This is a genomic window from Nisaea sp. (assembly GCF_040217065.1).
Classification (GTDB): Bacteria; Pseudomonadota; Alphaproteobacteria; order Thalassobaculales; family Thalassobaculaceae; genus Nisaea.
This window is the reverse complement of the sequence record NZ_JAVJNX010000001.1, coordinates 14,171-37,516: the sequence shown is the minus strand read 5'-3', so window position 1 is coordinate 37,516 and position 23,346 is coordinate 14,171. Positions and strand designations below refer to the sequence as shown.

Here is a 23,346-nt window from a genome sequence, read left to right as displayed (position 1 = left end):
TGTTGAAGAGACCGGCCGCTGTCAGAGTCAGGCAGGTTTTGCGCGCGGCAGGATGGCGACGACGCGGTAACGGATGAGCCAGGTCAGGCACAGCAGGTTTACGATGTTGAAGCTGACGCCGACCACGAAGGCCAGCGGATAATAGGCGGTCAGATCGAAGATCCAGCCGCCGAGAACACCGCCGGCCGCCATGCCGACCGTGCCGAAAAAGAAAATCACACCCATCCGCCAGCCGATCTCCCCGTCCGGATAAAGTTCCTTCGCGGCCAGGGCATAGGCAGGGACGATCCCGCCAAAGACCAGGCCGAACAGCGCGGAGACCAGATAGAGCCCCGCAAGGCTGTCCACCAGCGCGAAAAGTGCCAGCGCAAGGGCCTGCATGCCGGCGCCGACGAAGATGGTCTGCAATCCGCCGATCCTGTCAGAAATCCAGCCGAAGCCGATCCGGCTGATTGCGCTGCAGGCGAGGAGCAGCGACAGCATTTCCGCACCGCGGGCGGCTTCGAACCCGAGATCCGTGCAATAGGCGACGATATGCACCATCGGCATCGCCATGGCGACGCAGCAGCCGATGATCGCAAGGCTGAGGATTGCCAGTGGCAGCTCGTGCAGGGCCGCGGCCCGCCGGCCGATTCGCGGGGCGGCGACGGTGGGGGCCTGCAGGGGCGCCGGCGGCCGCCGGCGCAGGATCAGGGTCAGCGGCAGCATGGCGGTCACGGCGAACAGGCCATAGGCCAGCCAGGTATCGCGCCAGCCGATGGTTTCAACGCCGTAGTTGAAGAGCTGCGGCCATGTTGCGCCCGCCAGTGCCTGGCCGCTGGCCACGACCGAGACGGCGATGCCCCGGCGGCGGTCGAACCAGCGGGTGGTGTTTGTCAGCAGTGGGGCAAAGCTGGTCGAGGTGCCGAGGAAACCGATCACCGGCCCGCAGATGAACAGCAGGTACCAGATTGAGTCGGACAGGCTCGCGGCCATCACGCCGGCGCCGGTTACCACGGCCCCGAGCAGGATCGGTTTGCCAAGCCCGGCCCGGTCAGCCCAGAGCCCCATGACGATGCCGCCAAGCCCGGTACCGAGCAGCAGGAAGGCATAGGCCATAGACGGGACCCAGCGCGGCCAGCCGAACTCCGCCGACATCGGTTTCAGGCTGACGACAAGAAGGTATGAGGGGCCGAACGCGACGCAGATAAAGGCCAGCGACGCGGCAACGACGATCCAGCCAAACCGGGTTTCAATGGAGGGCGGTTTCTGTCCGGGGGCAGACGGCGCAGTCATGGGGCGTACCAGCGAGGTCAGGCACCCGACCGGTCGATCAGGTGCATAAAGGATCCGAAGACGGCCCCGTTTCGCCCGCCGATCTTCCCGAGCTCGATGCCGGTGGCATTGGAAATCTGGAACAGCGGCTCGGAAATGTCCGGCCCGACCGTGGAAGCATAGTGGAATTCATGCCCGCGCCAAAGACTTCCCGCCGGCCCGAGCGGTGTTTCCTCCAGCACGGTGGCGACCCGATAGCCGAGATGGCGCATCGGCTCCGCGAAACTGGTCGCGTGCGGCAGCAGGCCTGCCATGGCATGGGCCCTGCCGTCGGCGTCTGTCAGGCTCTTGCCGAGAGCCATGAACCCGCCGCACTCGCCATAGATATGTGTGCCGGCCGCCGCATGTGCGCGCAGGGCGTTCATAAAGGAGGTCGCCGCCGCGAGGCGGGCCGCATGCAGTTCCGGGTAACCGCCCGGCAGATAGACCGCGTCTGCATCGGCGGCGGGTGCTTCGTCGCCGAGCGGGGAGAAGAAGCACAGTTCCGCCCCGGCCCGGCGCCAGCCTTCGAGCACATGGGGATAGGAAAAGGCAAAGGCGGCGTCCCGGGCAACCGCGATGCGCTGGCCGAGCGGCGGCAGCGGCGGGGTGGCAGCACCTGCGCCGGCTGCGCCTGTCGAGGCCGTTGCGATGGCCATGAGGGCATCCAGATCGAGATCGGCTGCCATCCGGTCGGCGGCGGCTCCGAGAAACTCTTCGAGATCCGGATGCTCCCCGGCCTGCACCAGGCCGAGATGACGGCTTGGCCGGGCGATCTGTTTGTCGGACCGGACGGCACCTAGCACGGCATGTCCGGCCGCCGAGAGCGCCTGGCGCAGAATCGACTCGTGTTTCTCGCTGCCGACCTTGTTCAGGATCACGCCGGCGAGCCGGACGCTCGGATCGAACCGGGCGAAACCGCCGGCCAGTGCGGCGACGGACTGCGCCTGCCGGGCCGCGTCGACGACCAGCAGCACAGGCCATCCGGTGAGGCGGGCGAGGCTGGCGGTCGAACCGTCGCTCAGCGGGTCCGGATCGCTGCCGAGATGGGCGCCGTCGAACAGGCCCATGACGCCCTCGACAATGGTGAGGTCCGGTGCGTCATCGAAAGCGGCGGCAAGCGTTTCCGGCCGCATCGCCCAGCTGTCGAGATTGACGCAGGGCCGGCCGGTGGCGGCGGCATGGAAGGCCGGGTCGATATAGTCCGGACCGACCTTGGCGCTGGCGACATCGATGCCGTTGCGCCGGAGGGCGCGCAACAGGCCAAGCGTGATCGTGGTCTTGCCGCTGCCCGAGGCCGGCGCGGCGATGATGAGGCCCCTGGGCACGCCCGCTACCCGGTCTGCTTCGAATCGCCCTTGCCGAGGCCGAGCGGATCGGCCTCCAGGGTCTTGCCGCCCGCGGCGCCGAGCCAGTCGAGCCCGGCGCGCAGCCGGACGATCTCGCCGATGGCGACGATTGCGGGCGGTTTCACGTCATGCAGGCGGATATCCTCCGCCGCCCGGCCCAGCGTGGTTTCGAGCACCTGCATGTCCGGCATGGAGGCGTTGGTGACAAGTGCGACCGGCTCGTCCGCGCTACGCCCGGCAGCCATCAGCTTGTCCGCGATCGCGCCCAGATGCTTGATCGCCATGTAGAGGATCAGCGCCGGGCTGCCTTTGGCGACCGCCTCCCAGTCGACCCCGGTGACATTGCCGGTGGCATCGTGTCCTGTGATCATGGTGATGGCGTGATTGGTGTCCCGGTGGGTCAGCGGAATACCGGCAAAGGCCAGCCCGCCGATCCCGGCGGTGATGCCCGGGCAGATGCGGAACGGGACACCGGCCTGGACGAGAGACAGGGCCTCCTCGCCGCCGCGTCCGAAGACGAAGGGATCGCCGCCCTTGAGACGGAGCACACGCATGTCCTGCTTGGCGAGCTGGATCAGCCGCAGGGTAATGTCGGCCTGTTTCGGCGACGGCTTGCCGCCGCGCTTGCCTGCATATTCGCGCGGCGTATCGGCGGGCGCGAGGGCCAGAATATCCTCGCTGACCAGCGCATCGTATACGATCACGTCGGCGGCCTGCATGGCGGCATGGGCCTGCAGGGTCAGCAGTCCGGCATGGCCCGGCCCGGCACCAACCAGCCACACGCTGCCCGGCGCAAAGTCAGCGGCGAAATCTGTCACGTTTGTCATGGCTCAGACCCTACTCCCGCACCGGGGTGTTTTCCAGCGCGGCGGACGATGATGTTTCACAATGAAAATACCGGCGGGCGAGACGATGATCTACTGCCTCTGCGTCCAGAAGCCGCGTGAATTCGACATGGATGCGCGGCGCCGGACCGGTTAAGAGATTTCATGGCAAGAAAACCGGACGGACCGCTGAGACGAGGCTGGACCACGGGCGCATGCGCAACGGCGGCGACCAAGGCCGCCTACACGGCACTCCTGACGGGCGCGTTCCCCGATCCGGTTTCCATCACCTTGCCGAAAGGGGAGCAGCCGGACTTTGCATTGGCGCGCGAAGCGCTGTCCGACGGTGTGGCCAGCGCCGCCATTATCAAGGATGCGGGCGACGATCCGGACGTGACGCACCTTGCCACCATCGTCTCGACGGTGCGTATAGGCGCCCCCGGAAGCGGTGTGCTGTTCAAGGCGGGCGAGGGCGTCGGCATGGTGACCCGTGAGGGTCTGCCGATCCCGCCGGGGGAGCCCGCGATCAACCCGGTGCCGCGTGAGCTGATGCGTGGCGTCGTGGCGGAGGTTGCCCGGGCGCATAGCGGCAGCGGTGATGTGGAAATCGAGATTTCCGTGCCGGGTGGCGAAGCACTGGCGAAGAAGACCTGGAACCCGCGGCTCGGCATTGTCGGCGGCTTGTCGATCCTCGGCACCACCGGCGTGGTGATTCCGTTCTCCTGCTCGGCCTGGATTCATTCCATCCATCGTGGCATCGACGTCGCCCGCGCCGGAGGCTTCCCGCTGGTCGCCGCCTGTACCGGATCGACCTCGGAAGCGGCGGTGGTCCGGCGGCACGGGCTGGACGAGACGGCCTTGCTGGACATGGGTGATTTTGTGGGTGGCATGCTGAAATATCTGCGCCGTCACCCCTTGCCGAAAGTGCTGATCGGCGGTGGCTTCGCCAAGCTGGCGAAACTGGCGCAGGGACATATGGACCTGCATTCAGGGCGCAGCCAGGTTGATATGGACTGGCTGGCCGAACAGCTTGCGGCGGTGGGCGGTGATGCTGGTCTGGTCACCCGGGCGAAGGTTGCGAATACCGCGCTCGAAGTCCTGAACATGGCGCTCAAGGCGAACCTTCCGCTGGGCGACCGGATCGGGGAGCAGGCTCGCGCTGAAGCGAGCGCGATGGTCGCGGGCACGGAGGTGGAAATCATCGTCGAGGTGTTCGACCGCAAGGGCAACCTGGTCGGCACGGCGGGAGAGGTTTGAGGATGCCACGCGTTCTGGTGCTCGGCGGAACAGACCTCGCCAATGCGTTCGTCACCGCGCTCCAGATGGCGCATCCGGGCCTTGAGATCGTGTTGTCTCTGGCGGGGCGGACCCGTAATCCGAAACTGCCGGATTGTCCGATCCGCACCGGCGGTTTCGGCGGTACTGAGGGACTGGCGGCCTATCTCCGGGAAGAGGGCATTTCCGCGCTGGTCGATGCAACCCATCCCTATGCTGCGCAAATCTCGGCCAATGCCGCGAAAGCCGCGCTTGAGACCGGAACGCCCTGTCTGCATCTGGTGCGTCCGGCCTGGGAGCAGGCATCCGGTGATAACTGGCATCACGCACGGGACTATGAGGAGGCGGCAGGGCATCTGGATGCATTGTCGCAAACCCATCCGCTGACGGTGTTCCTGACTGTCGGCCGGCAGGGGCTGGAGCCGTTTCACTATCTGATGAATTGCACCCATGTCGTCCGCTCGGTCGAGCAACCGGACGAGGCGGAACTGCCGCCCGGCGCCCGGGTGGTGCTGGCGCGCGGACCGTTCAGGGAAGCGGACGAGGCGGCGTTCCTGAAAGAGAACGGGATCGACGTCATCGTCTCGAAGAACAGCGGCGGCACGGCGACCTACGGCAAGATCCTCGCCGCCCGGTCGCTCCGCATGCCGGTGGTGATGGTTGCCCGCCCGCCCCTGCCTAAGGGAGAAGTCGTCGGAGATGTGGAGGATGCGGTTCGCTGGGTGACAGCCCATCATCACCCTTGATCGTCATCCCGGCCGCTGAGCCGGGACCTTTTGACCGTAGGGCGGCGTCCGGCCGCTTGAGATCCCGTTTTGCAACGGAATGACGTGTCTCATGGCGCTGAGAGTTACGCCTTAACCTCCGGCCGCAGGATATGCGTGTGCTCGGCGTCATAGAGCGCACTGTCCCGGAAGTTCTCCTCGCTCAGCACGCGGCCGACCATGATCAGCGCGGTGCGTGTGATCTTTGCCGCCCGCACCTTGCCGCGAATATCCGACAGGGTGCCGCGGATGATCTGTTGGTCCGGCCAGCTTGCCCGGTAGATCACAGCGACCGGGCAGTCCGCGCCGTAATGCGGTGTCAGCGCGCGTTCGATGTGGCGCAGGTTTCGGATCGAGAGATGGATGGCGAGGGTGGCTTTCGAGCGGCCGAGTTCTTCCAGTTCCTCGCCTTCGGGCATGGCGCTCGATTGCATGGTCGTCCGGGTCAGGATCAGCGTCTGGCTGATTTCCGGCAGGGTCAGCTCGGTTTCCAGCGCGGCGGCGGCAGCCGTATAGGCGGGCACGCCGGGGATGATCTCGAACGGGATATCCAGGGCACGCAGACGGCGGATCTGCTCCGCGATGGCGCCATAGAGCGACGGGTCGCCGGAATGCACCCGGGCGACGTCGTGGCCCGCCGCGTGGGCCGCCTCGATGTCGGTCAGGATTTCGTCCAGCGTCATCGGTGCCGTGTCGACAACCTTGGCGCCGTCCGGCGCATGGGCGACGACGGCTTCCGGCACGAGCGATCCGGCATAGAGGCAGACCGGGCAGCGGGCGATCAGGTCCCGGCCCTTGATGGTCAGCAGGTCCGGATCGCCGGGTCCGGCGCCGATGAAATAGACGGTCATTGTGCAGCCTCTGAGTTATTGTCCGCGCGAATAGAGGTGCCGGCCTTCCCGGCATAGCCGCGCGGGGTATAGACGTGCTTGCCGTTGAACCGTGTCTCGCTGGAGCCGACCATGACCAGCGTCAGCATGTCGACCTGATCGACGGACAGATCCTGAAGAGTGGTGACGGTGATTGTCTCTTCGTCCCGGCCGAGCGAGCGGCCGAGGATGACCGGCGTTTCGGGCGGGCGGTGCTGCAACAGCACCTCGCGGGCATAGGCGAGCTGGGTGCGGCGGCGCTGTGACACCGGGTTGTAGAAGGAGATCACGAAATCCCCTTCGGCGGCCGCCTTCACTCTCTGCTGGATTGCTTCCCACGGGGTCAGCAGGTCGGACAGGGAGATGGTGCAGAAATCATGGCCGAGCGGTGCGCCGATCCGGGCGGCGCAGGCCTGCAGGGCGGAGATGCCGGGCGTGACCCAGACATGCAGCCGCTCCCAGTCCTTCCGGCCTGCCTTGTCCAGCAGCTCATAGACCAGTGTGGCCATGGCATAGATGCCGATATCGCCGGAAGAAACCAGCACGACAGATCTGCCCTCCGCCGCGAGATCGAGGGCATAGGCGGCACGTTTCTCTTCCTCGCCGAGGGCAAAATCATGCCGCTCCTTGCCTGCGGCCAGCGGGCCGAGCAGATCGATATAGAGGCCGTAGCCGACAATCACTTCGGCATCCCGGATGGCGGCATCTGCTTCCGGGGTGCGCCAGAAATCCGCGCCGGGGCCGATCCCGACCAGGGCGAGTTGCCCGCGTGCGATGCCGGTGGAGGCCGTGTCGATCAGTGCCGGTGCTTCGGCGATGGCGCAGGTGGCCCGTTTCGATTTCCGCTTCGGCACGATCAGCGCGGCGTCCGGCCCGGCGGCGGCAAGGGCCGCGCCTTCGCTGACGCCATGACAGCCAACTTCCCGGAACACCACGTCCGACGGTGTGGCGAGGCGCGGTGTTTCTTCTTCAAGCCGGGTCGCATCGAAGAACCGGACGGGGCGGCCGAGATGGGCGCCGAGGGCATGAACCGCCGCTTCGTCCATCTTCACGTCGATGGAATAGACACTGGCAATCGCCTCAGGCGCGAGATTGTTCTCGGCCAGGGTTTCCTCGACCAGCCGGATAAGTTCTTCCGGCTCCGCATCCCGCTCGCAGCCGACGCCGAGGGCGAGGCGCTCGGGGTGATAGGTCAGGCTCTTCGGTGCGGCATCGGCGATTTTGACGGAGGCAGCGATCCGACACCCCGCTGCTTGACCCCGCTTAATGTCCGCGTCAGCCAGCCAGTCCAGCGCCGAATCGATGGCGGCGGGCTCTCCGGCCAGCAGGGCTGCGGCGACACTCTTGTAATCGGCGCCGGGGGCGAGGTGCCAGCCAACGGGCGGGTTGTCGAGCGCCACGCCCAGGCTGAGGTCGCTGGCGGTGGTGATCGATGGTGCGATGCCGAGTGCTTGACCGGCCCGGCGGGCCAGATCGTTGGCGCCGTGATGGCCGCCGAGCAGGGGCACGATTGCAGAGCCATCTTCGGCGATGGCCAGCACCGGCGGTTCCGCTTCCTTGTCGGCCAGCAGCGGCGCCAGGATGCGGATCAAGGCTCCGGCGGCCCCGACGAACAGGATAGGCGAGCCGATGGTGAACAGATCGCGCAAGTGCTCTGCGACCTCGCTGAAGATTCTGTCGGCGGGCGCGCTGCGGGCATGCAGCTCCATCTCAAGCGCCTTGGCGAGCTTTTCCCCGGTGTTTCTGCCGGAGGGGGAGAGGACGACGATTGTCATAGGCGGCTTCCCTCAAGGAAGGCCTCACCGCGTTTATGCAGGAGGATCATGGAGAAATAGGGGGCTGCGCTGGCATCCACCTCGGCAAGGGGCAGGCAGCGCTGACTATCCATCGTGGCATGTTCGATATAACGCGCATCCTGGAGCAGGCCGAGATCGGCTAGCAAGGCGCGAACCCGTTCCAGATGGCGACCGACCTTCATGATGACGGCGCCGTCCGTGTTCTCCAGCCGAGCCCGCAGGATGTCGTCCGGCAGGGGGGCGGGCAAAACCGTCAGCACGTCATTGCGGGAGACCAGCGGGGCGCCGAGCGCGGCGGCGGAGGCCATCAGGGAGGAGATGCCTGGCACCACCTCGGCCCGGTGCTTCGGGGCCAGCCGTTCATAGAGATACATGAAGGAGCCGTAGAAAAACGGGTCGCCCTCGCACAGCACGACGACATTCTGGCCGGCGTCGAGCGCTGCGCCGATATGCAGGCTGGCCGCGTCATAGACCTGTGCGGCGGGGAACCGGGATGTCACCATCGGCATGCGGATGGCGTATTCCGCACGGCCTTCCGGGATATGCGGGGCGGCGATCTCTCGCGCCAGACTGTCGCCATCCTCCGGTGCCGGGTAGCAGATCAGATCCGCCGCCTGCAGCCGCTTCAGCGCCTTCAGCGTGATCAGGTCCGGGTCGCCCGGCCCGACGCCGATGCCTGTGAGCAAACCGGTCATACCGCTATTCCGCCTTGTCCGTTGCGGGCTTGGTGACGGCCCATTGGGTGACACTCATCAGCGGCCGCCAGCCCTGATAGGGGCCGACCGGCTCCGCCCGGGAGACGGCGATGCGGGAAAGCAGCCCGCCGAGGCGCGCCTGCGCCGCGAACAGCATGGCTTCGCCTTCCAGCGTCACGACGTTCGCAACCAGTTTTCCGCCGGGCTTCAATGCGGACCAGCTGGAATCCAGCACATTGTCGCCGGTGATCCCGCCGCCGATGAAGATGGCGTCCGGCGCCTCAAGCCCGTCTAGTGCTTCGGGTGCGCGACCTTCCACGATCCTGAGAAACGGTGTCCCGAGAGCATTTGCATTGAGCCGGATGGTCTCGATTCGTTCCGGATTGCTCTCGATGGCGACGGCTTTCGCCAGCGGGTCGGTGCGCATCCATTCGATGGCGACGGAGCCGGAGCCCGCGCCGACATCCCAGAGCAACTGGCCCGGTCCCGGTCGCAGGGCGGAGAGTGTCGCCGCGCGCACCTCGCGCTTGGTCAGCTGGCCGTCGCTTTCGTAGAGATCGTCATCGAGGCCGGGTGTGCTGCCGAGGGCGGCTGGTCTGTCCGGCCGGCAAAGCGTGACGGCAATGGTGTTGAAGTCGGCGCCGGGCGGGTGCGGCCAGTCCGCCGCCTTGCCGTCGAGCCGCCGTTCCGACAAGCCGCCCATATGCTCGAACACGCTCATGCTGCTGGCGCCGAACCCGGCACCGGTGAGATAGGCCGCGACCTGCCCCGGTGTCTCCCGGCTGTCGCTCAGCAGCATCAGTTTCAGACCCGGCTGCAGGGCGGCGGCGAGCAGGGCAAGCGGTCGGCCATGCAGGGTCAGTGTCCTGACTTCGGAGAGTGGCCAGGCAAGGCGCGCGGCGGCGAGGGAGAAGGCGGACGGGCCCGGATGGATCGCCATTTCACTGGCGGGAAGATGTTTGGCAAGGGTGGCGCCGATGCCGAACTGCATCGGATCGCCCGTCGCCAGCACCGTGACCGGGCGGCCGCGCATGGTGAGGATCGCCTCGACCAGCTTGCTGAGCGGTGAGGGCCATTCATGCCGTTCGCGCCCGTCGTCGGGCACCATGGCGAGGTGCCGGGCGCCGCCGATCAGCACCTCGGCACTGTCCACCAGCGCGCGGGCGGTGGGGGTGAGGCCCTCCAGCCCGTCCTCGCCGATGCCGATCACGCGCAGCCAGGGCGTCGTGGAGGTCATCGGCCGATGCCTTTCCCGGCAAGGATCGCCAGCGCATTCACCGCCGCCGCCGCCATGGCACTGCCGCCGCGCCTGTCCGGCAGGGTGAGGAAGGGCGGCAGACCATCGGTCCCCGCCAGTGCCTGCTTGGATTCCGCTGCGCCGACAAAGCCGACCGGAAAGCCGAGAATGACCGCCGGGCGCGGCCCGCCTGCAAGGATGCTCTCCATCAGCCGGAACAGCGCCGTCGGTGCATTGCCGATAGAGACGACGGCGCCTTCCAGGTGCTCCTGCCAGAGGGTTACCTGGGCGGCAGAGAGCGTCGTTCCTTCCGCCTTCGCGAGATCGGACAGGCGTGGGTCGCGGATCAGGCTGATCACCTCATTCCCCGCCGGCAGCAGTTTCGGCGTGACGCCATGGGCGACCATGGCTGCGTCGCAGATGATCGAAGCCCCCGAGGCAAGCGCTGCCCGTCCGGCCGCGACCGCGCCGGGCGAGAAAACCAGATCGGGCGCGATCTCCGGCATACCGCAGGCATGCACAAGGCGCACCGCGACCTCGGCCTCGTCGGCATCGAAGCGGGAAAGATCCGTTTCCGCCCGGACGATCTCGAAGGAGCGCCGGTAGATGGCGGCCGGATCTTTCTCGTAGTCAAAGGCTGGCGCGGACATGGCGGCGTGCCGGATCAGGAATCGGTCAGCGTGCGCGGGCCGAGCGGATGGTCCGCATGGGGATAGGGATGATGGTGGTGGTCATGCCCGTGCCCGTCTCCGTGATCATGCCCATGGCTGTGCCCGTGCTTGTGATCGTGATCGTGGTGATCGTGCCCATGATCGTGGCTACGGCCATCGCTGTCGTTGATGCCTTCGACGTGATGGTGATGGCTTTCCTGCGGCAGGCCGACCTCGTCCTCGAAGCCGAGCACCTGCTGGCGGTACTTGCACATCTGGCAGTTCATGTTGCCGGTACCGTCGGTGATCTCCCGGACCCGGTCCAGGAAGGTCTCGATCACCAGCGGGTGGTCATTCAGATACGGGGCCTTGACGAACTCGATCTCCGGATGCCGGGCCGCGACCTTGTCGACATAATCGTAGATCCGGGTGATCAGGATGCCGGTGAAAAGGAAATACGGGAACACAACGATGCGCTTGTAGCCGAGTTTGGCGGCATGCTCGAGAGCCGGCTCGACCAGCGGGAAGGTAACGCCGGAATAGGCGGTCTCACCCCAGCCGAAACCCATGCCTTCCCAGAGCAGGCGCATCACCTTGGAGACGTTCGAGTTGGCGTCCGGGTCCGACGCGCCACGGCCGACCACGACCAGCATGGTCTCGTGCCGGGAGATATCGTCACCGGCAGCAGCCAGCGCTTCCTCGACGCGGGCCGAGGCGGCGCGGATCATCTTCACGTCGATGCCGAGCTCGCGCCCGTAATGGATATTCATGCCGTCCGACTGGGCCTGGTAGGTGTTCAGCACCGACGGGATGTCGTTCTTGGCATGACCCGCGGCGAACAGCATGCCGGGCACGGCCAGTACATCCGTCACGCCCTGCGCCTTCAGGGCGTCGAGCCCGGTGCGGATGATTGGTGTGGCGAATTCCAGATAGCCGTAATCCACCGGCATGTCCGGCATCTGTTCCTTGATCCGGACGGCGAGTTTCGCGAACTCGTCCACGGCGGCCTGATCGCGGCTGCCATGCCCGCAGACCATTACACCCAGTTTTCCGGTGATTTTTTTATCTGAAACGCTCATCTCATCCCCCACCGCCGCGTGCACGGGGGCGCGGGAACACTGCCATCCCGGCCACGAGCCGCCGCGGATATCCTTGCTGGATCTATCCGGCCCCGGAGATCTCCGGGGCGCCCGTCACGTCAGTGTCCCGGGCCGAAGTGTTCTGGATAGAGGGTCGCGTGGATCGGGGCAAGTCCGGATCGGGCGGATTGTGTTCCGAATGCGGCTATAATATCGCTAGTTTAGGAGGTCGGATGTTCTTCCGTGATCTCGCTCTTTTGTGAGCGCAGTAGGATGCAATATGCTTGGTATAGATATTCCGGAATTACAATCGGGCTAGCGCCTTGACGCTTGCAATGAATGCGCCCTTCTGAGACAAACCGCGATTGTTAAAATAGTTGGTTCCCTAGAATCTAACGGGGTGCGTGTTGTCTCATATTCAAAAATTCCTACATTTAGTAGAGAGGGTTTGTCAGTCTCTAGACACCGCTGAAGTTGAGGAAATGGCCCTTACGCTCAAAGGCGTTCGTGACGGTGGCGGCCGCCTGTTCATCCTCGGTGTTGGCGGCAGCGCCGGAAATGCCAGTCATGCGGTAAACGATTTCCGCAAGCTCTGCGGCATCGAAGCCTACGCTCCGACCGACAATGTTTCCGAACTCACGGCCCGCACCAACGATGAAGGCTGGGAAACCGTGTTCCGTGAATGGCTGAAGACCAGCCGTGCAAAGGCAGAGGATGCGCTTCTGATATTTTCTGTCGGCGGCGGTGATGCGGAACGCGGCGTTTCGATGAATCTGGTTCATGCAATCGATCTGGCGCGCGAGCGCGGCATGGCGATCTGCTCGATTTCCGGGCGCGATCAGGGCCACGCGGCCCGGCACAGCACCCATGCCATCGTCATCCCCCAGGTTGATCCAGGTCTGGTCACACCGATTTCGGAGGCCTTTCAGGGCGTGATCTGGCACGCTCTTGTCAGTCACCCAGAATTGCAGATCGCCGAGACAAAATGGTGATCCAAAAGAATAAAGGTTCTCTTTCAATGGTTTCCATATCCGATCTTTCGATTGCCATCTATGCCGACGGCGCCGATCTCGATACCATCGCGGCGCGTGCCAAGGATCCTTTGATCAAGGGCTTCACGACAAACCCGACGCTGATGCGCAAGAGCGGCGTTCAGGACTATGAACTCTTTGCCAAGGATGCGCTGGTCCTGGTCGGTGACCGGTCAATCAGCTTTGAAGTGTTCGCGGATGATTTTCCCACCATGGAAAAGCAGGCCCGGAGGATTGCCTCCTGGGGCAAGAACGTCTCTGTGAAGATTCCGATCACGAACACCAAGGGCGAATCCGCAACATCGCTGATCGGTACGCTCTCCGCCGAGGGAGTTTCAGTGAACGTCACGGCCATCATGACGGAAGCCCAGGTCGAAGCCGTGGCAGCAGCTCTGAGCGCCGACACATCGGCCATTGTCTCCGTTTTTGCCGGCCGGATCGCTGATACCGGCCGCGATCCGGTTCCGGTGATGCAGCGTTGTAAGGATATTCTCAGAGGCAAGCCCAAAGCCCAATTGCTGTGGGCCAGCCCGCGCGAAGTGCTCAACCTGTTTCAGGCCGATGCGGTTGGTTGCGAGATCATCACCATGACCGACGATCTCCTCAAGAAACTGGGCGGGACCGGCAAGGATCTGGATGTCTTTTCGCTGGAGACAGTGAAAATGTTCTTCGATGACGCATCCTCGGCCGGCTACGACATCGCCGCCGATTAAGTTTTATTAGGTCTGAAGCAGACAAATTCAGGGGAGTGTGCTCGTTGGCAAATCGATTCAACAAGGTCCTGGTTACGGGTGGTGCTGGATATGTGGGAAGCCTGCTGATCCCCCAGCTCCTGGATCTAGGCTATGAAGTGGTGTCCTACGACATCCAGTTCTTCGGCGATGATTTCCTGCCGAAGAACAATCCCAAACTGACCTCGATCAAGGGCGATATCCGCGACACGGCGGCCTTGTCCGAGGCCCTCCAGGGCTGCGACGCGGTGATCAACCTCGCCTGCATCTCCAACGATGCCAGCTTCGAGCTTAACGAATCGCTGAGCGAGACCATCAATTTCGACGCCTTCGAGCCGATGGTGATGGCCGCCAAGGCCGCCGGCGCGCAGCGTTTCATCTATGCCTCCTCCAGCTCGGTATATGGCGTTTCCGATCAGCCGGACGTGAAAGAGGATCATCCGCTGCTGCCGCTGACCCTCTACAACAAGTTCAAGGGCATGTGCGAGCCGCTGCTGTTCAAGCACCAGAGCCCGGATTTCGTCTGCGTCACCATCCGCCCGGCCACGGTCTGTGGTTACGGCCCGCGTCAGCGGCTTGATCTCTCGGTCAATATCCTGACCAACCACGCCATCAACAATGGTAAGATCACCGTGTTTGGCGGTGACCAGCTGCGTCCGAACCTGCACATCCAGGACATGTGCAACCTCTACAAGCTGCTGCTTGAAGTCGAGGACGAGAATATCGCTGGCGAGACATTCAATGCCGGCTATCAAAACCAGTCGATCATGGATATTGCCAAGATCGTCAAGAAGGTGGTCGAGCAGGAAATGCCGGAACTTGGTGACATTGAGCTTGTGACCACACCGAGCGACGACAATCGCTCCTATCACATCAATTCGGACAAGATTGCGAACAAGCTCGGCTTCCGCCCGGCACATTCCATTGAGGATGCTGTCCGGGATCTGGTGAAAGCCTTCAAGGCAGACAAGCTGCCCGAGCCGATGACCGATGATTTCTATTACAATGTCAGAAAAATTAAAGCATTGGGAATCAAATAGAGGGCAAGTCAAAGTGCTGCAAAATACTCAGTCCTCTTGCTTGGGTGTTGTTTTCATCACCTGCAAAATGGTCCTGCTGAAAAGTGAGCGCTAGTTTCCTGTGATGTTGACGCGTAAGTAAATGACTCCGCAGCCTGTCCTTTAAGAAATTGGCGATGCCGTATTTTGTTGGCCGTTGAGACCTGAAAATTCTAACGGAGAACTATTCGTAGTTAGGAATGATTAGACATGGTGTGGGAATAAAAGTAGATGGCTTCTGATTTTACTGAGCGATACAGTCATAAGATTAAGACTGCAGAAGAGATTTCTGAAGTCATCGGCAGATTTCCTAGAAAATCAAAAGCTATCATGTGCCACGGCGTGTTCGATGTGGTTCATCCCGGCCATTTGCGACATCTTGTCTTTGCCAAAAGCAAGGCCGATATTTTGATCGCAAGCTTGACAGCAGATCGGCATATCGCCAAAGGCATTTATCGCCCACATGTGCCGGAGCAATTGCGGGCTCTTAATCTCGCAGCATTTGAAATGGTCGATTATGTCGTTATCGACCAAAATCCAAAGCCGTTGGATAACCTGTTGGCGATCCAACCGGATTTCTTTGCCAAGGGGTATGAATACACGGCAAATGGCCTGCCGCCTAAGACACAGGAAGAACTAGACACCCTTCAATCCTATGGCGGTGAAGTTATCTTCACGCCCGGTGATATCGTCTATTCGTCTTCTAGGCTGATCGATCTGGAAGCGCCGCAGATTCCGATGGAAAAGCTTCTGACCCTGATGGGGCAGGAAGGTTTCGGTTTCGAAGATCTTTCGTCCACCCTGCGTTCAATGGCCGGGCAGAAGGTTCATGTGATCGGCGATACGATCGTCGACAGCTACACCGAAACCTCGATGATCGGCGGCCAGACCAAGACGCCGACGATCAGTGTGCTCTATCAGGATAGGCGTGACTATATTGGTGGCGCGGCGATTGTCGCCAAGCACTTGGCGGCGGCCGGTGCAGACGTGACTTTTTCGACTGTCCTTGGCGATGACGAGTACAAGGATTTCGTGATCGCTGATCTGGAAAATGCTGGGATCAGGCTAAAGCCGATCATCGATCCGACCCGGCCGACCACCAACAAGAACGCCATCGTTGCCGGTGGGTACCGGTTGCTGAAGATCGACACGCTCGACAATTCAAGCATCTCCGATGATATCCGGGATCGTATGGTGGAGCAGATCCGTGAAACACGAGAAGGGGCGGTTGTCTTCAGTGATTTCCGTCACGGCATTTTCAACCGCCGTACCATCCCGTCCCTGACCGAGGCGATTCAGCCAGATCTCTTCAAGGTGGCCGACAGCCAGGTGGCGAGCCGTTGGGGCAATATCACCGAGTTCAAGGGCTTCGATTTGATCACCCCGAACGAGCGGGAAGCGCGGTTCAGTATCGCGGATCAGGATTCGGGTATCCGTCCGCTTGCTTCTCGGATCTATGACGTTGCGCAGTGTCGGACCCTGATTCTCAAGCTGGGTGATCGCGGTGTTCTGACCTGCCGGAACGCGGATCACGAAGCGCTCGATTCCTTCTTTGTTGTCGACAGTTTTGTGGACCGGGTGGAAGACGCGGTTGGAGCGGGTGATGCATTGCTTGCTTACGCGACCCTGGCAATGATGACACGGGCCAGCGCACCGATCGCAACGATCCTCGGCTCCTTCGCGGCAGCCATCGAATGCGAGCAAGACGGCAATATTCCTGTCACCCCGGCGGATGTGCTGAAGAAGATATCCGCCGTGGAGCGACGCGCCAAATTCGAGAGCTAGGACGGAGTTTCGGCCATGCGTGCCCTTGTCGTAGGCCTTGGAATTCAAGGCCATAAAAGACGCCGTATCGCAGGTACGGATTGTGCTGGCACGGTCGATCCGGTTCATGAAGAAGCCGATTTCCGGACTCTCGAAAACGTTCCGCTCGACAGCTATGACGCGGCGCTGGTCTGTACCCCGGACGATCCCAAATTCACTCTGCTGAAATACCTGCTCGGTAACGGCAAGCATGTACTGGTGGAAAAGCCGCTCTGGTTTTCTGACGAAGCCGAGACGGATGTTCTTGCCGGGCTTGCAGCTTCGTCAGGCGCCGTTTGCTACACTGCCTATAATCATCGTTTCGAACCGCATTTTGTCCGCATGCGCGCGCTGATCAAATCTGGCGCACTGGGCGAAATTTATCGCTGCCGGATGTTCTACGGAAATGGCACGGCGCGCCTCGTGCGTGATTCGGCATGGCGGGATACTGGGGCGGGCGTGTTGCCGGATCTCGGAAGTCACCTGCTGGATACCGCACGGTTCTGGTTCGGCGATATCGCCGACGATTTCCACGTCGTTTCCGCAGACCGTTTCGAGAATCTGGCGCCGGATCATGTGGTCATTGCTTCAGAGAGTGCGGGCCCTCGGATCGAGCTTGAAATGTCCCTGCTCTCTTGGCGGAACCACTTCACCTGTGATGTGTTTGCCGAGCTCGGTACTGCCCATATTGAATCGCTCTGCAAATGGGGGCCGTCCCGTTTCACCCACCGCCGCCGCGTGCTGCCAAGCGGCAGACCTCCGGAAGAGGCCGTGACGCTGGTTCAGGACGACCCGACCTGGGAAGCCGAATACACGCATTTCAAAGCGCTTTGCGCCGGCCAGGGCGCGTCCAATCTTGAAAATGACCGCTGGCTCTATCGGTCGCTAGGGCGACTGTCCTCGGAAATCCAGGGAGCGGCGTGAGACATGCCTGATGGTGTGACAAGGCCCGTGATCGGGTTTGCCGGCATGACCCATCTCGGTCTGAATTCTGCCGTCGCCGTGGCCGATCTTGGCTTCGAGGTGATCGGGCTCGCCGAAACCCAGGAAGAGGTGGATCGCCTCGACCGGTCGAAATTGCCGGTGGTGGAACCGGATCTGCCGGAGATGCTGGCCGCGAACCGGCAGCGGCTGACCTTCACCGCGAAGCCCGACGACCTCGGGCGGGCCGATATCGTCTATATCTCGGTTGACGTGCCGACGGATGACGAGGGTCAGTCGGACCTGAGCCGGATCCAGGAATTGCTGAACCGGGTCATCCCCGCTCTCGGGGCCGACGCCTTGCTGGTGATTCTCTGTCAGGTCCCGCCGGGTTTCACCCGTACGCTGGATTTTCCGGCAGATCGTTTGTTTTATCAGGTGGAGACACTGGTCTTCGGCCGGGCGATCGAGCGGGCACGCCATCCCGAGCGCTATATCGTCGGATGTGCCGACGCGGCGCTGCCGCTGCCGGAATCCTATGCGGCTCTGCTCGGCGCATTTGACTGCCCGGTTTTGCCGATGCGCTACGAGAGCGCCGAGCTGGCGAAGATCTCGATCAATTGCTGCCTGGTTGCTTCGGTTTCAACGGCGAATACATTGGCGGAACTATGCGAGCGGATCGGGGCGGACTGGTCGGAAATCGTCCCGGCACTGAAGCTCGACCGGCGGATCGGTCAGTATTCCTACCTCACGCCGGGCCTCGGTCTCTCCGGCGGTAATCTGGAGCGGGATCTCGCGACCGTCATCCGGTTCGCGGGAGCGAATGAAACGGATGCGGGCGTCGTCGAGGCCTGGGTGTCAAACAGCAAGTGGCGCAAGGATTGGCCGTACAGAACATACCGGGATCTTATCCGTCCGATGATCGGTGCTTCCCCGCGTTTTGCCGTACTGGGTCTTGCCTACAAGGAAAACACCCACTCCCTGAAGAATGCGCCCTCTCTGGTGTTGCTGGAAAATCTTGGGGGCGGTGCCAAGGTCAGCGCTTACGACCCGGTGGTGAAGGCTGACGCTCTTCCGGAACTGACCCATTGCGAAAGCGCTCTGGAGGCCTGCCGAGAGGCCGATGTGCTGTTCCTGACTACGCCCTGGCCAGAGTTTCGTGAGTTGGATATCGGCCGGCTTGCGGAGGTGATGCGGGGGCGGGCTGTGGTCGATCCTTACGGCCTGCTTGACGGCGATGTCGCGCGTGCTGCGGGTTTAGCCCATTTCGTGCTTGGCCGGCCGCTGGGAAGCGACTGACAAAACACCATCCGAAAAGGAAGTGTCTGACATGCTGAAACATCTCAACAAGAGCAATGAACTTCCGGGCCGTGTCGCGGTAATCGGCGGGGCAGGCTTCGTCGGGGGAGCGGTGGTCGGCGCACTGGAAAAGGACGGCATTGCGGTAGCGTGCATCGGGCGCTCCGATGTCGATCTTCTTGCGGTGGATGCCGCGGACAAGCTGGCAGGACTACTGCAGCCGGGCGACACGGTCGTCTTCGTCTCCGCCATGGCACCCGTGCGGAACAGCGCCATGCTGCGCGACAACATGACGATTGTCGCGAATGTCATCGAGGCTCTGCGCGCAAAGACCCCGGCATATCTGGTCAATGTCAGCTCGGACGCGGTCTATCGCGATGTGCTCTACCCAATGTCGGAAAGTGCCGCGGCCGAGCCGGCCAGCCTGCACGGCGCCATGCATCTGGCCCGGGAAGTCGCGCTTGCGGCGGAACTCGACGTGCCGCTCGGGATCATCCGGCCGACGCTGATTTACGGTGCGTCCGATCCGCATAACGGCTATGGCCCGAACCGCTTCATGCGGCTTGCTGCCGCCAATCAGGAGATACGCCTGTTCGGAGAAGGCGAGGAGCGGAGGGATCATGTCCTTGTCGATGACGTTGCAGACCTGATCCGGCGGATGGTGCTTCGCCGTAGCTCCGGCGTGATCAATGCCGCGACCGGCGACGTTCACGCCTTCCGGGAGATCGCGGAAACCGTGGTCCGGCTGTCCGGCTCGAACAGCGCGGTGATCGGTCAGCCGCGGCAGGGCGCCATGCCGCATAACGGCTACCGGCCGTTCGATCCGGCCAATGTGGCCCGAGCCTTTCCCGACTTCCGGTTCACGCCGCTTGAAGACGGTCTGAAAAAGACGCTGGCGAGCGGGATGCGCGATGCCTGAGATCGATCTTCTGCGCGCACTACCGAAAACAAAACGGAACCTGCAGCAGCGCACCGTCGGCAAGGACCCGGAGGTTGTCCGGCTCTCCAAACAGTTTGGGGAGCATTATTTCGACGGGCCGCGCGAGTACGGATATGGCGGTTACCGCTATGACGGCCGTTGGCAGCCTGTCGCCCGGGATATTGTTGCGCATTATGGACTGAAGCCCGGCATGCGGGTGCTGGATATCGGCTGCGCGAAGGGTTTTCTGGTCAAGGATCTGCTTGATGCCTGTTCCGGACTGGAGGTGTTCGGCCTCGATATATCGGACTATGCCCTGAAGCAGTGTCCGCCGGAGGTGGTCGGGCGGCTGCATCTCGGAAATTGTGAGGCTTTGCCCTTCCCGGACGGGAGCTTCGATCTCGTGCTTGCGCTGGACGTGATCCACAATCAGAAGCGGGACGGTGTGATCCGGGCTCTCCGCGAGATCGGACGGGTCGGCAAGGGTAAGGCCTTCATCCGTGTGGACTCGTATCACACGCCGGAGCAGAAGGCCGTGTTCGAGGACTGGGTGCTGACGGCCGAGTTCCATGACTACCCGGATGGCTGGCTCGCGCTTTTCGAGGAAGCCGGCTACCAGGGCGACTGGGCCTGGACGATTATCTCGTGAACGTCAGTAAGGCCCGGTGAAGCTCGGGTCCGGCACGTCGTGCCATTTGCCGGTCGCCGGTTCAGTCAATTGAACCTTGGTTCCGAGGGTTGCAGCTGCCGCTTCCGCGATATGGATGGCGCGGGGGTAGAAATGCTCGCTCAGGGCCGGTGATGTCGGTGTCGGCACGGAGGGCAGGCCGATCCGGCGCGGGGCAGATTTCAGGCTCTCCGAAGCGCCCTCGACGGCGGCGCAGACGATCTCCGCGCTGATGCCGAACTCAGCAGTGCCTGTGTCGGCAACAACCAGCCGGCCAGTTTTGCGGACGCTCGCGACAATGCTTTCCCGGTCCAGCGGCGTGATGGTGCGCAGGTCCAGAACCTCGGCGTCGATCCCGGCATCGGCCAGCATTTCCGCCGCTCGCAATGCCAGCAGGCTGGCATAGGACGCGGCCACGATGGTGACATCCTTGCCCGGCCGCATGATCCGCGCCTTGCCGATCGGAGTCTCGTACATTTCTTCCGGCACGGCGCCGCTGACGCCGTAGAGCCAGCGATGCTCTATCGAAATTACCGGCGCGTCGTCACGCACGGCAGAGATCAGCATGCCTTTGGCGTCATGTGCCGTCGTCGGCATGATGACCTTGAGGCCGGGAATATGCGCGAACCAGGCCTGCAGGGCTTGCGAGTGCTGCGGGCCCTGGCCCCAGCCTTGGCCGATGATCATCCGGACTGTCAGCGGCGCCCGCATCTTGCCGCCATACATGTAGTGCCATTTGGCCGCCTGATTGACGAGCGGCTCCATGGAGAGCACCGCGAAATCGACTCGCATATGCACCATGATCGGCCGCATGCCGTTGCTGCTGGCGCCCAGAAGCATGCCGGTCATGGCGTTTTCGGAGGAGGGCATGTCAAAGACCCGGTCCGGGCCATAATCATCGACAAGATTTTTGGTGGTGCCGAACACGCCGGTTGGGCCCGGCACGCCCAGTCCCATGACAACGACATCCCGATCGCTTTCCAGGCATTGCGCCTGGGCTTCGCGCAGGGCTTCGTAATACTTGATTTCCCTGGTCATCGCGGTGCGCTCGTCATTCCGGGTATACGTGGCGGAAGAGTTCTTCCGCGTTCGGGAAAGGGCCGTTCTGGGCGGCGGTGAAGGCGGCTTCGATCTCTTTGTGAAGCGTACTTTCCTCGCTATCAAGCCAGGCTTGATCGACAGAGCCATCCTCGATCAGCCGGTCGCGATAATTGTCGACTGGGCAGCGGGCCTTCCAGCTTTCGAGTTCTTCGGCGCTGCGATAGCCGAGATGGGTATCGTCGAGCGGACCGCAATGTTCCATCCAGCGGTAGGTGTGGAATTCGAGCAGCGTCGGGCCGCCGCCGTTCCGGGCCTTGTTCACGGCATATTCCGCAAGCCGCCAGACCTCTTCCACGTCGTTGCCGTCGCCGTCGAAGCTCTCCATCCCGTTTGGCGGGCCAAGACGCCGCACGGTCTGGTTCTCCGGCTGCCGAGCCTCCAGCAATGTGTGCACCGAATAGAGATTGTTCTCGCAGACGAAGACGACCGGGAGCTTGTTCACGCCGGCAAAGTTCATGGCCTCGTGGAAGGCGCCTTCCTCGGTTGAGCCGTCGCCGAAATAGATCACGATGACACGGTCCTCGCCGCGCCGCCGTGCAGCCCAGGCATCGCCGACACCGACCGAGATCGTGCTGGCGAGGATTGGTGCGGAGCAGATGAAGCCGGCATCGAGATCGATCAGGTGCTGGCTGCCGCCCTTGCCGACCGCACAGCCGTCGGCCTTGCCGTAGATTTCCGCGATCATCGCCGGCATGTCGCCGCCCTTGGCCAGGTAATGGCCATGGCTGCGATGGGCACTGTAGACGTGATCCTGCTTTTGCAGATGGGCCGAGACGCCGGTGGGCGGCGCTTCCTGTCCGATGCAGATATGTACCGGACAGCGCATTTCCTGCTCGGCATAGCGGTCAACGATGGCTTCTTCGACGCGGCGCGTGCGCAGCATGGAGCGATAAAGCTCTTGCCGGATTTCAACCTCCGGGCGGGCGTTTCCGCCGATTGCAGCTTCGGGCGTCATGCTCAACCCCGCAGCGTGTAGCCGGTCGGCCAGTCCTTGATCTGATCCCAGTAGGTGTCGGCCCACTCGACCATTTCTGCGAGGCCCTGCTCCCAGCTGATCTCCGCTTCCCAGCCGACATCGCGCTTGATGGCGCTGCTGTCGAGCCAGTAGCGGGAATCCTGTCCGAGACGTTCACCGGCAACCTCGCAGATATCCTCGAACGGTTTGCCAAGCGCATCGGCGCAGAGCTCGACGACGCGGCGGATCGAGGTCGGCTCGGCGGAGCCCGCATTGTAGACGGTGCCGAGCGGGGCCTTTTCCGCAACCAGATGGATGGCGCGGCCGAGATCGCGGGCATGAATGTAGGATTTTTCCGCCTTGCCGCCGCCATGCAGGGGAAGCTTCTCGCCCTTCTTGGCCATCACGATGGTCCGCGGAATGACCCGGTGCAGCAGCTGGCCGGGGCAATAGGCATTGCAGGGCCGGATGATATTCATCGGGAAGGACAGATGCTTCGAGACGGCCAACAGATGCAGGTCGAAAGCGGCTTTCGAGGCCGAATAGGGGCTCGACGGGCGGATCGGGTCGTCCTCTTTCGCGGCATGCTCCACGGAACCGTAAAGCTCAGAGGTGCCGATCTGGATGAATCGCTCAAGATAGTCCCGCTTGGCCAGTTCCTCTGTCAGATGCGAGAGACCGACGCAGTTGGTCTCGAAGAAGCGCCAGGAATGTTTCCAGGAGACAGCGCCTTCGCCCTGAGCGGCAAAGCAGACCACGACATCCGGTTTCTTCTCGTCCAGCAACTCAAGCAGAAGGTCGAGCTCGTAGGTGATGTGGCGGGCGTGATATTCGTATTTCGGGTGGCTTTCGATCTCGAGCGAGAAGGGTGCCGGACGTAGCGGGTTACGGCCGATGCCGATCACCTTCTTCGGGTCGGCATTGCCGAGCAGATATTTCGCCGCATGGATGCCGAAGCTGCCGCCGCCGCCGAGAATTGCATAGGTCTTTGTCATAATCTTTGTTCTGCCATTACAAGCTGGGGCGAGGA

Annotated in this window: 22 protein-coding genes; 10 read left to right on the top strand and 12 right to left on the bottom strand. The window is 62.8% G+C overall.

Annotation, left to right across the window (positions count from 1 at the left end; translation table 11 throughout):
* Positions 1–27 precede the first annotated feature (27 nt).
* From RH950_RS00170 to cobA, 3 genes are read right to left on the bottom strand one after another with little or no spacing between them, the layout of a single operon-like run.
* Positions 28–1,275 (bottom strand): MFS transporter, encoded by a 1,248-nt coding sequence (locus RH950_RS00170; protein ID WP_350052481.1) that lies wholly within the window; start codon positions 1,273–1,275, stop codon positions 28–30.
* A gap of 17 nt (positions 1,276–1,292) precedes the next feature.
* The gene (locus tag RH950_RS00165; protein WP_350052479.1) at positions 1,293–2,621 is read right to left on the bottom strand and encodes a cobyrinic acid a,c-diamide synthase CobB; all 1,329 of its coding nucleotides are present in this window, start codon (positions 2,619–2,621) and stop codon (positions 1,293–1,295) included.
* A 5-nt stretch (positions 2,622–2,626) separates the two neighbouring features.
* Positions 2,627–3,469: a uroporphyrinogen-III C-methyltransferase gene (cobA, locus tag RH950_RS00160; protein ID WP_350052477.1), complete on the bottom strand. Its 843-nt coding sequence runs from the start codon at positions 3,467–3,469 to the stop codon at positions 2,627–2,629.
* A gap of 162 nt (positions 3,470–3,631) precedes the next feature.
* Between cobA and RH950_RS00155 the strand changes: the two genes are divergently transcribed.
* Together RH950_RS00155 and RH950_RS00150 are read left to right on the top strand one after the other, a co-directional pair.
* Positions 3,632–4,723 (top strand): cobalt-precorrin-5B (C(1))-methyltransferase, encoded by a 1,092-nt coding sequence (locus RH950_RS00155; RefSeq protein WP_350052475.1) that lies wholly within the window; start codon positions 3,632–3,634, stop codon positions 4,721–4,723.
* A 2-nt stretch (positions 4,724–4,725) separates the two neighbouring features.
* Positions 4,726–5,487 (top strand): cobalt-precorrin-6A reductase, encoded by a 762-nt coding sequence (locus RH950_RS00150; protein WP_350052473.1) that lies wholly within the window; start codon positions 4,726–4,728, stop codon positions 5,485–5,487.
* Between the two features lie 104 nt (positions 5,488–5,591).
* Here RH950_RS00150 and cobM read toward each other — a convergent pair whose 3' ends face one another.
* The 6 genes from cobM to RH950_RS00120 are packed head-to-tail and all read right to left on the bottom strand — an operon-like array spanning position 5,592 to position 11,831.
* Positions 5,592–6,356 (bottom strand): precorrin-4 C(11)-methyltransferase, encoded by a 765-nt coding sequence (gene cobM, locus RH950_RS00145; protein ID WP_350052471.1) that lies wholly within the window; start codon positions 6,354–6,356, stop codon positions 5,592–5,594.
* A complete protein-coding gene (cobJ, locus tag RH950_RS00140) occupies positions 6,353–8,149 on the bottom strand; it encodes a precorrin-3B C(17)-methyltransferase (protein WP_350052469.1) in 1,797 nt (598 codons plus the stop codon). The genes cobM and cobJ overlap by 4 nt, the downstream gene beginning before the upstream one ends.
* A complete protein-coding gene (gene cobI / locus RH950_RS00135; protein ID WP_350052467.1) occupies positions 8,146–8,865 on the bottom strand; it encodes a precorrin-2 C(20)-methyltransferase in 720 nt (239 codons plus the stop codon). Before cobI ends, cobJ begins: the two co-directional genes overlap by 4 nt.
* Positions 8,866–8,869: 4 nt before the next feature.
* Positions 8,870–10,102: a precorrin-6y C5,15-methyltransferase (decarboxylating) subunit CbiE gene (gene cbiE / locus RH950_RS00130; RefSeq protein ID WP_350052465.1), complete on the bottom strand. Its 1,233-nt coding sequence runs from the start codon at positions 10,100–10,102 to the stop codon at positions 8,870–8,872.
* A complete protein-coding gene (locus RH950_RS00125; protein ID WP_350052463.1) occupies positions 10,099–10,752 on the bottom strand; it encodes a precorrin-8X methylmutase in 654 nt (217 codons plus the stop codon). The genes cbiE and RH950_RS00125 overlap by 4 nt, the downstream gene beginning before the upstream one ends.
* Positions 10,753–10,766: 14 nt before the next feature.
* Positions 10,767–11,831 carry a sirohydrochlorin chelatase gene (locus RH950_RS00120; protein ID WP_350052461.1) on the bottom strand — a complete coding sequence of 355 codons (1,065 nt, stop codon included), beginning with the start codon at positions 11,829–11,831 and terminating at the stop codon, positions 10,767–10,769.
* A 404-nt stretch (positions 11,832–12,235) separates the two neighbouring features.
* Here RH950_RS00120 and RH950_RS00115 point away from each other — a divergent pair, with 404 nt between their 5' ends.
* The 8 genes from RH950_RS00115 (at position 12,236) to RH950_RS00080 (ending at position 20,242) form a co-directional block, all read left to right on the top strand.
* Positions 12,236–12,823, top strand: coding sequence for an SIS domain-containing protein (locus RH950_RS00115; protein WP_350052459.1), 588 nt, complete (start codon positions 12,236–12,238; stop codon positions 12,821–12,823).
* A 26-nt stretch (positions 12,824–12,849) separates the two neighbouring features.
* Entirely contained in the window at positions 12,850–13,575 is a 726-nt protein-coding gene (locus RH950_RS00110) for a transaldolase (RefSeq protein WP_350052457.1), read from the top strand.
* Between the two features lie 44 nt (positions 13,576–13,619).
* The gene (locus RH950_RS00105) at positions 13,620–14,633 is read left to right on the top strand and encodes an NAD-dependent epimerase/dehydratase family protein (RefSeq protein ID WP_350052455.1); all 1,014 of its coding nucleotides are present in this window, start codon (positions 13,620–13,622) and stop codon (positions 14,631–14,633) included.
* Between the two features lie 249 nt (positions 14,634–14,882).
* Positions 14,883–16,436, top strand: coding sequence for a PfkB family carbohydrate kinase (locus tag RH950_RS00100; RefSeq protein WP_350052453.1), 1,554 nt, complete (start codon positions 14,883–14,885; stop codon positions 16,434–16,436).
* A 15-nt stretch (positions 16,437–16,451) separates the two neighbouring features.
* Positions 16,452–17,378: a Gfo/Idh/MocA family protein gene (locus tag RH950_RS00095; RefSeq protein WP_350052451.1), complete on the top strand. Its 927-nt coding sequence runs from the start codon at positions 16,452–16,454 to the stop codon at positions 17,376–17,378.
* A 3-nt stretch (positions 17,379–17,381) separates the two neighbouring features.
* Positions 17,382–18,674 (top strand): nucleotide sugar dehydrogenase, encoded by a 1,293-nt coding sequence (locus RH950_RS00090; protein ID WP_350052449.1) that lies wholly within the window; start codon positions 17,382–17,384, stop codon positions 18,672–18,674.
* A 31-nt stretch (positions 18,675–18,705) separates the two neighbouring features.
* Positions 18,706–19,593 carry an NAD-dependent epimerase/dehydratase family protein gene (locus tag RH950_RS00085; RefSeq protein WP_350052447.1) on the top strand — a complete coding sequence of 296 codons (888 nt, stop codon included), beginning with the start codon at positions 18,706–18,708 and terminating at the stop codon, positions 19,591–19,593.
* Entirely contained in the window at positions 19,586–20,242 is a 657-nt protein-coding gene (locus RH950_RS00080) for a class I SAM-dependent methyltransferase (RefSeq protein ID WP_350052445.1), read from the top strand. Before RH950_RS00085 ends, RH950_RS00080 begins: the two co-directional genes overlap by 8 nt.
* A 3-nt stretch (positions 20,243–20,245) precedes the next feature.
* Here RH950_RS00080 and RH950_RS00075 read toward each other — a convergent pair whose 3' ends face one another.
* The 3 genes from RH950_RS00075 to RH950_RS00065 are packed head-to-tail and all read right to left on the bottom strand — an operon-like array spanning position 20,246 to position 23,311.
* The gene (locus tag RH950_RS00075) at positions 20,246–21,298 is read right to left on the bottom strand and encodes an alpha-ketoacid dehydrogenase subunit beta (protein WP_350052443.1); all 1,053 of its coding nucleotides are present in this window, start codon (positions 21,296–21,298) and stop codon (positions 20,246–20,248) included.
* 13 nt (positions 21,299–21,311) lie between these two features.
* On the bottom strand, positions 21,312–22,316 hold the full coding sequence (locus RH950_RS00070) for a thiamine pyrophosphate-dependent dehydrogenase E1 component subunit alpha (protein WP_350052441.1): 1,005 nt from the start codon (positions 22,314–22,316) through the stop codon (positions 21,312–21,314).
* A gap of 2 nt (positions 22,317–22,318) precedes the next feature.
* Positions 22,319–23,311, bottom strand: coding sequence for an NAD-dependent epimerase/dehydratase family protein (locus RH950_RS00065; protein WP_350052439.1), 993 nt, complete (start codon positions 23,309–23,311; stop codon positions 22,319–22,321).
* Positions 23,312–23,346: the final 35 nt, after the last annotated feature.

Excerpts from the sequence above, each read along its gene's own strand:
- cobJ (WP_350052469.1), bottom strand. The coding sequence starts at position 8,149 with ATGACAATCGTCGTCCTCTCCCCCTCCGGCAGAAACACCGGGGAAAAG.
- RH950_RS00090 (WP_350052449.1), top strand. The coding sequence starts at position 17,382 with ATGCCTGATGGTGTGACAAGGCCCGTGATCGGGTTTGCCGGCATGACC.
- RH950_RS00080 (WP_350052445.1), top strand. The coding sequence starts at position 19,586 with ATGCCTGAGATCGATCTTCTGCGCGCACTACCGAAAACAAAACGGAAC.
- cobM (WP_350052471.1), bottom strand. The coding sequence starts at position 6,356 with ATGACCGTCTATTTCATCGGCGCCGGACCCGGCGATCCGGACCTGCTG.
- RH950_RS00170 (WP_350052481.1), bottom strand. The coding sequence starts at position 1,275 with ATGACTGCGCCGTCTGCCCCCGGACAGAAACCGCCCTCCATTGAAACC.
- RH950_RS00155 (WP_350052475.1), top strand. The coding sequence starts at position 3,632 with ATGGCAAGAAAACCGGACGGACCGCTGAGACGAGGCTGGACCACGGGC.
- RH950_RS00070 (WP_350052441.1), bottom strand. The coding sequence starts at position 22,316 with ATGACGCCCGAAGCTGCAATCGGCGGAAACGCCCGCCCGGAGGTTGAA.
- cobI (WP_350052467.1), bottom strand. The coding sequence starts at position 8,865 with ATGACCGGTTTGCTCACAGGCATCGGCGTCGGGCCGGGCGACCCGGAC.
- RH950_RS00120 (WP_350052461.1), bottom strand. The coding sequence starts at position 11,831 with ATGAGCGTTTCAGATAAAAAAATCACCGGAAAACTGGGTGTAATGGTC.
- RH950_RS00100 (WP_350052453.1), top strand. The coding sequence starts at position 14,883 with ATGGCTTCTGATTTTACTGAGCGATACAGTCATAAGATTAAGACTGCA.
- RH950_RS00125 (WP_350052463.1), bottom strand. The coding sequence starts at position 10,752 with ATGTCCGCGCCAGCCTTTGACTACGAGAAAGATCCGGCCGCCATCTAC.
- RH950_RS00110 (WP_350052457.1), top strand. The coding sequence starts at position 12,850 with ATGGTTTCCATATCCGATCTTTCGATTGCCATCTATGCCGACGGCGCC.
- cbiE (WP_350052465.1), bottom strand. The coding sequence starts at position 10,102 with ATGACCTCCACGACGCCCTGGCTGCGCGTGATCGGCATCGGCGAGGAC.
- RH950_RS00065 (WP_350052439.1), bottom strand. The coding sequence starts at position 23,311 with ATGACAAAGACCTATGCAATTCTCGGCGGCGGCGGCAGCTTCGGCATC.
- RH950_RS00085 (WP_350052447.1), top strand. The coding sequence starts at position 18,706 with ATGCTGAAACATCTCAACAAGAGCAATGAACTTCCGGGCCGTGTCGCG.
- RH950_RS00075 (WP_350052443.1), bottom strand. The coding sequence starts at position 21,298 with ATGACCAGGGAAATCAAGTATTACGAAGCCCTGCGCGAAGCCCAGGCG.
- cobA (WP_350052477.1), bottom strand. The coding sequence starts at position 3,469 with ATGACAAACGTGACAGATTTCGCCGCTGACTTTGCGCCGGGCAGCGTG.
- RH950_RS00095 (WP_350052451.1), top strand. The coding sequence starts at position 16,452 with ATGCGTGCCCTTGTCGTAGGCCTTGGAATTCAAGGCCATAAAAGACGC.
- RH950_RS00150 (WP_350052473.1), top strand. The coding sequence starts at position 4,726 with ATGCCACGCGTTCTGGTGCTCGGCGGAACAGACCTCGCCAATGCGTTC.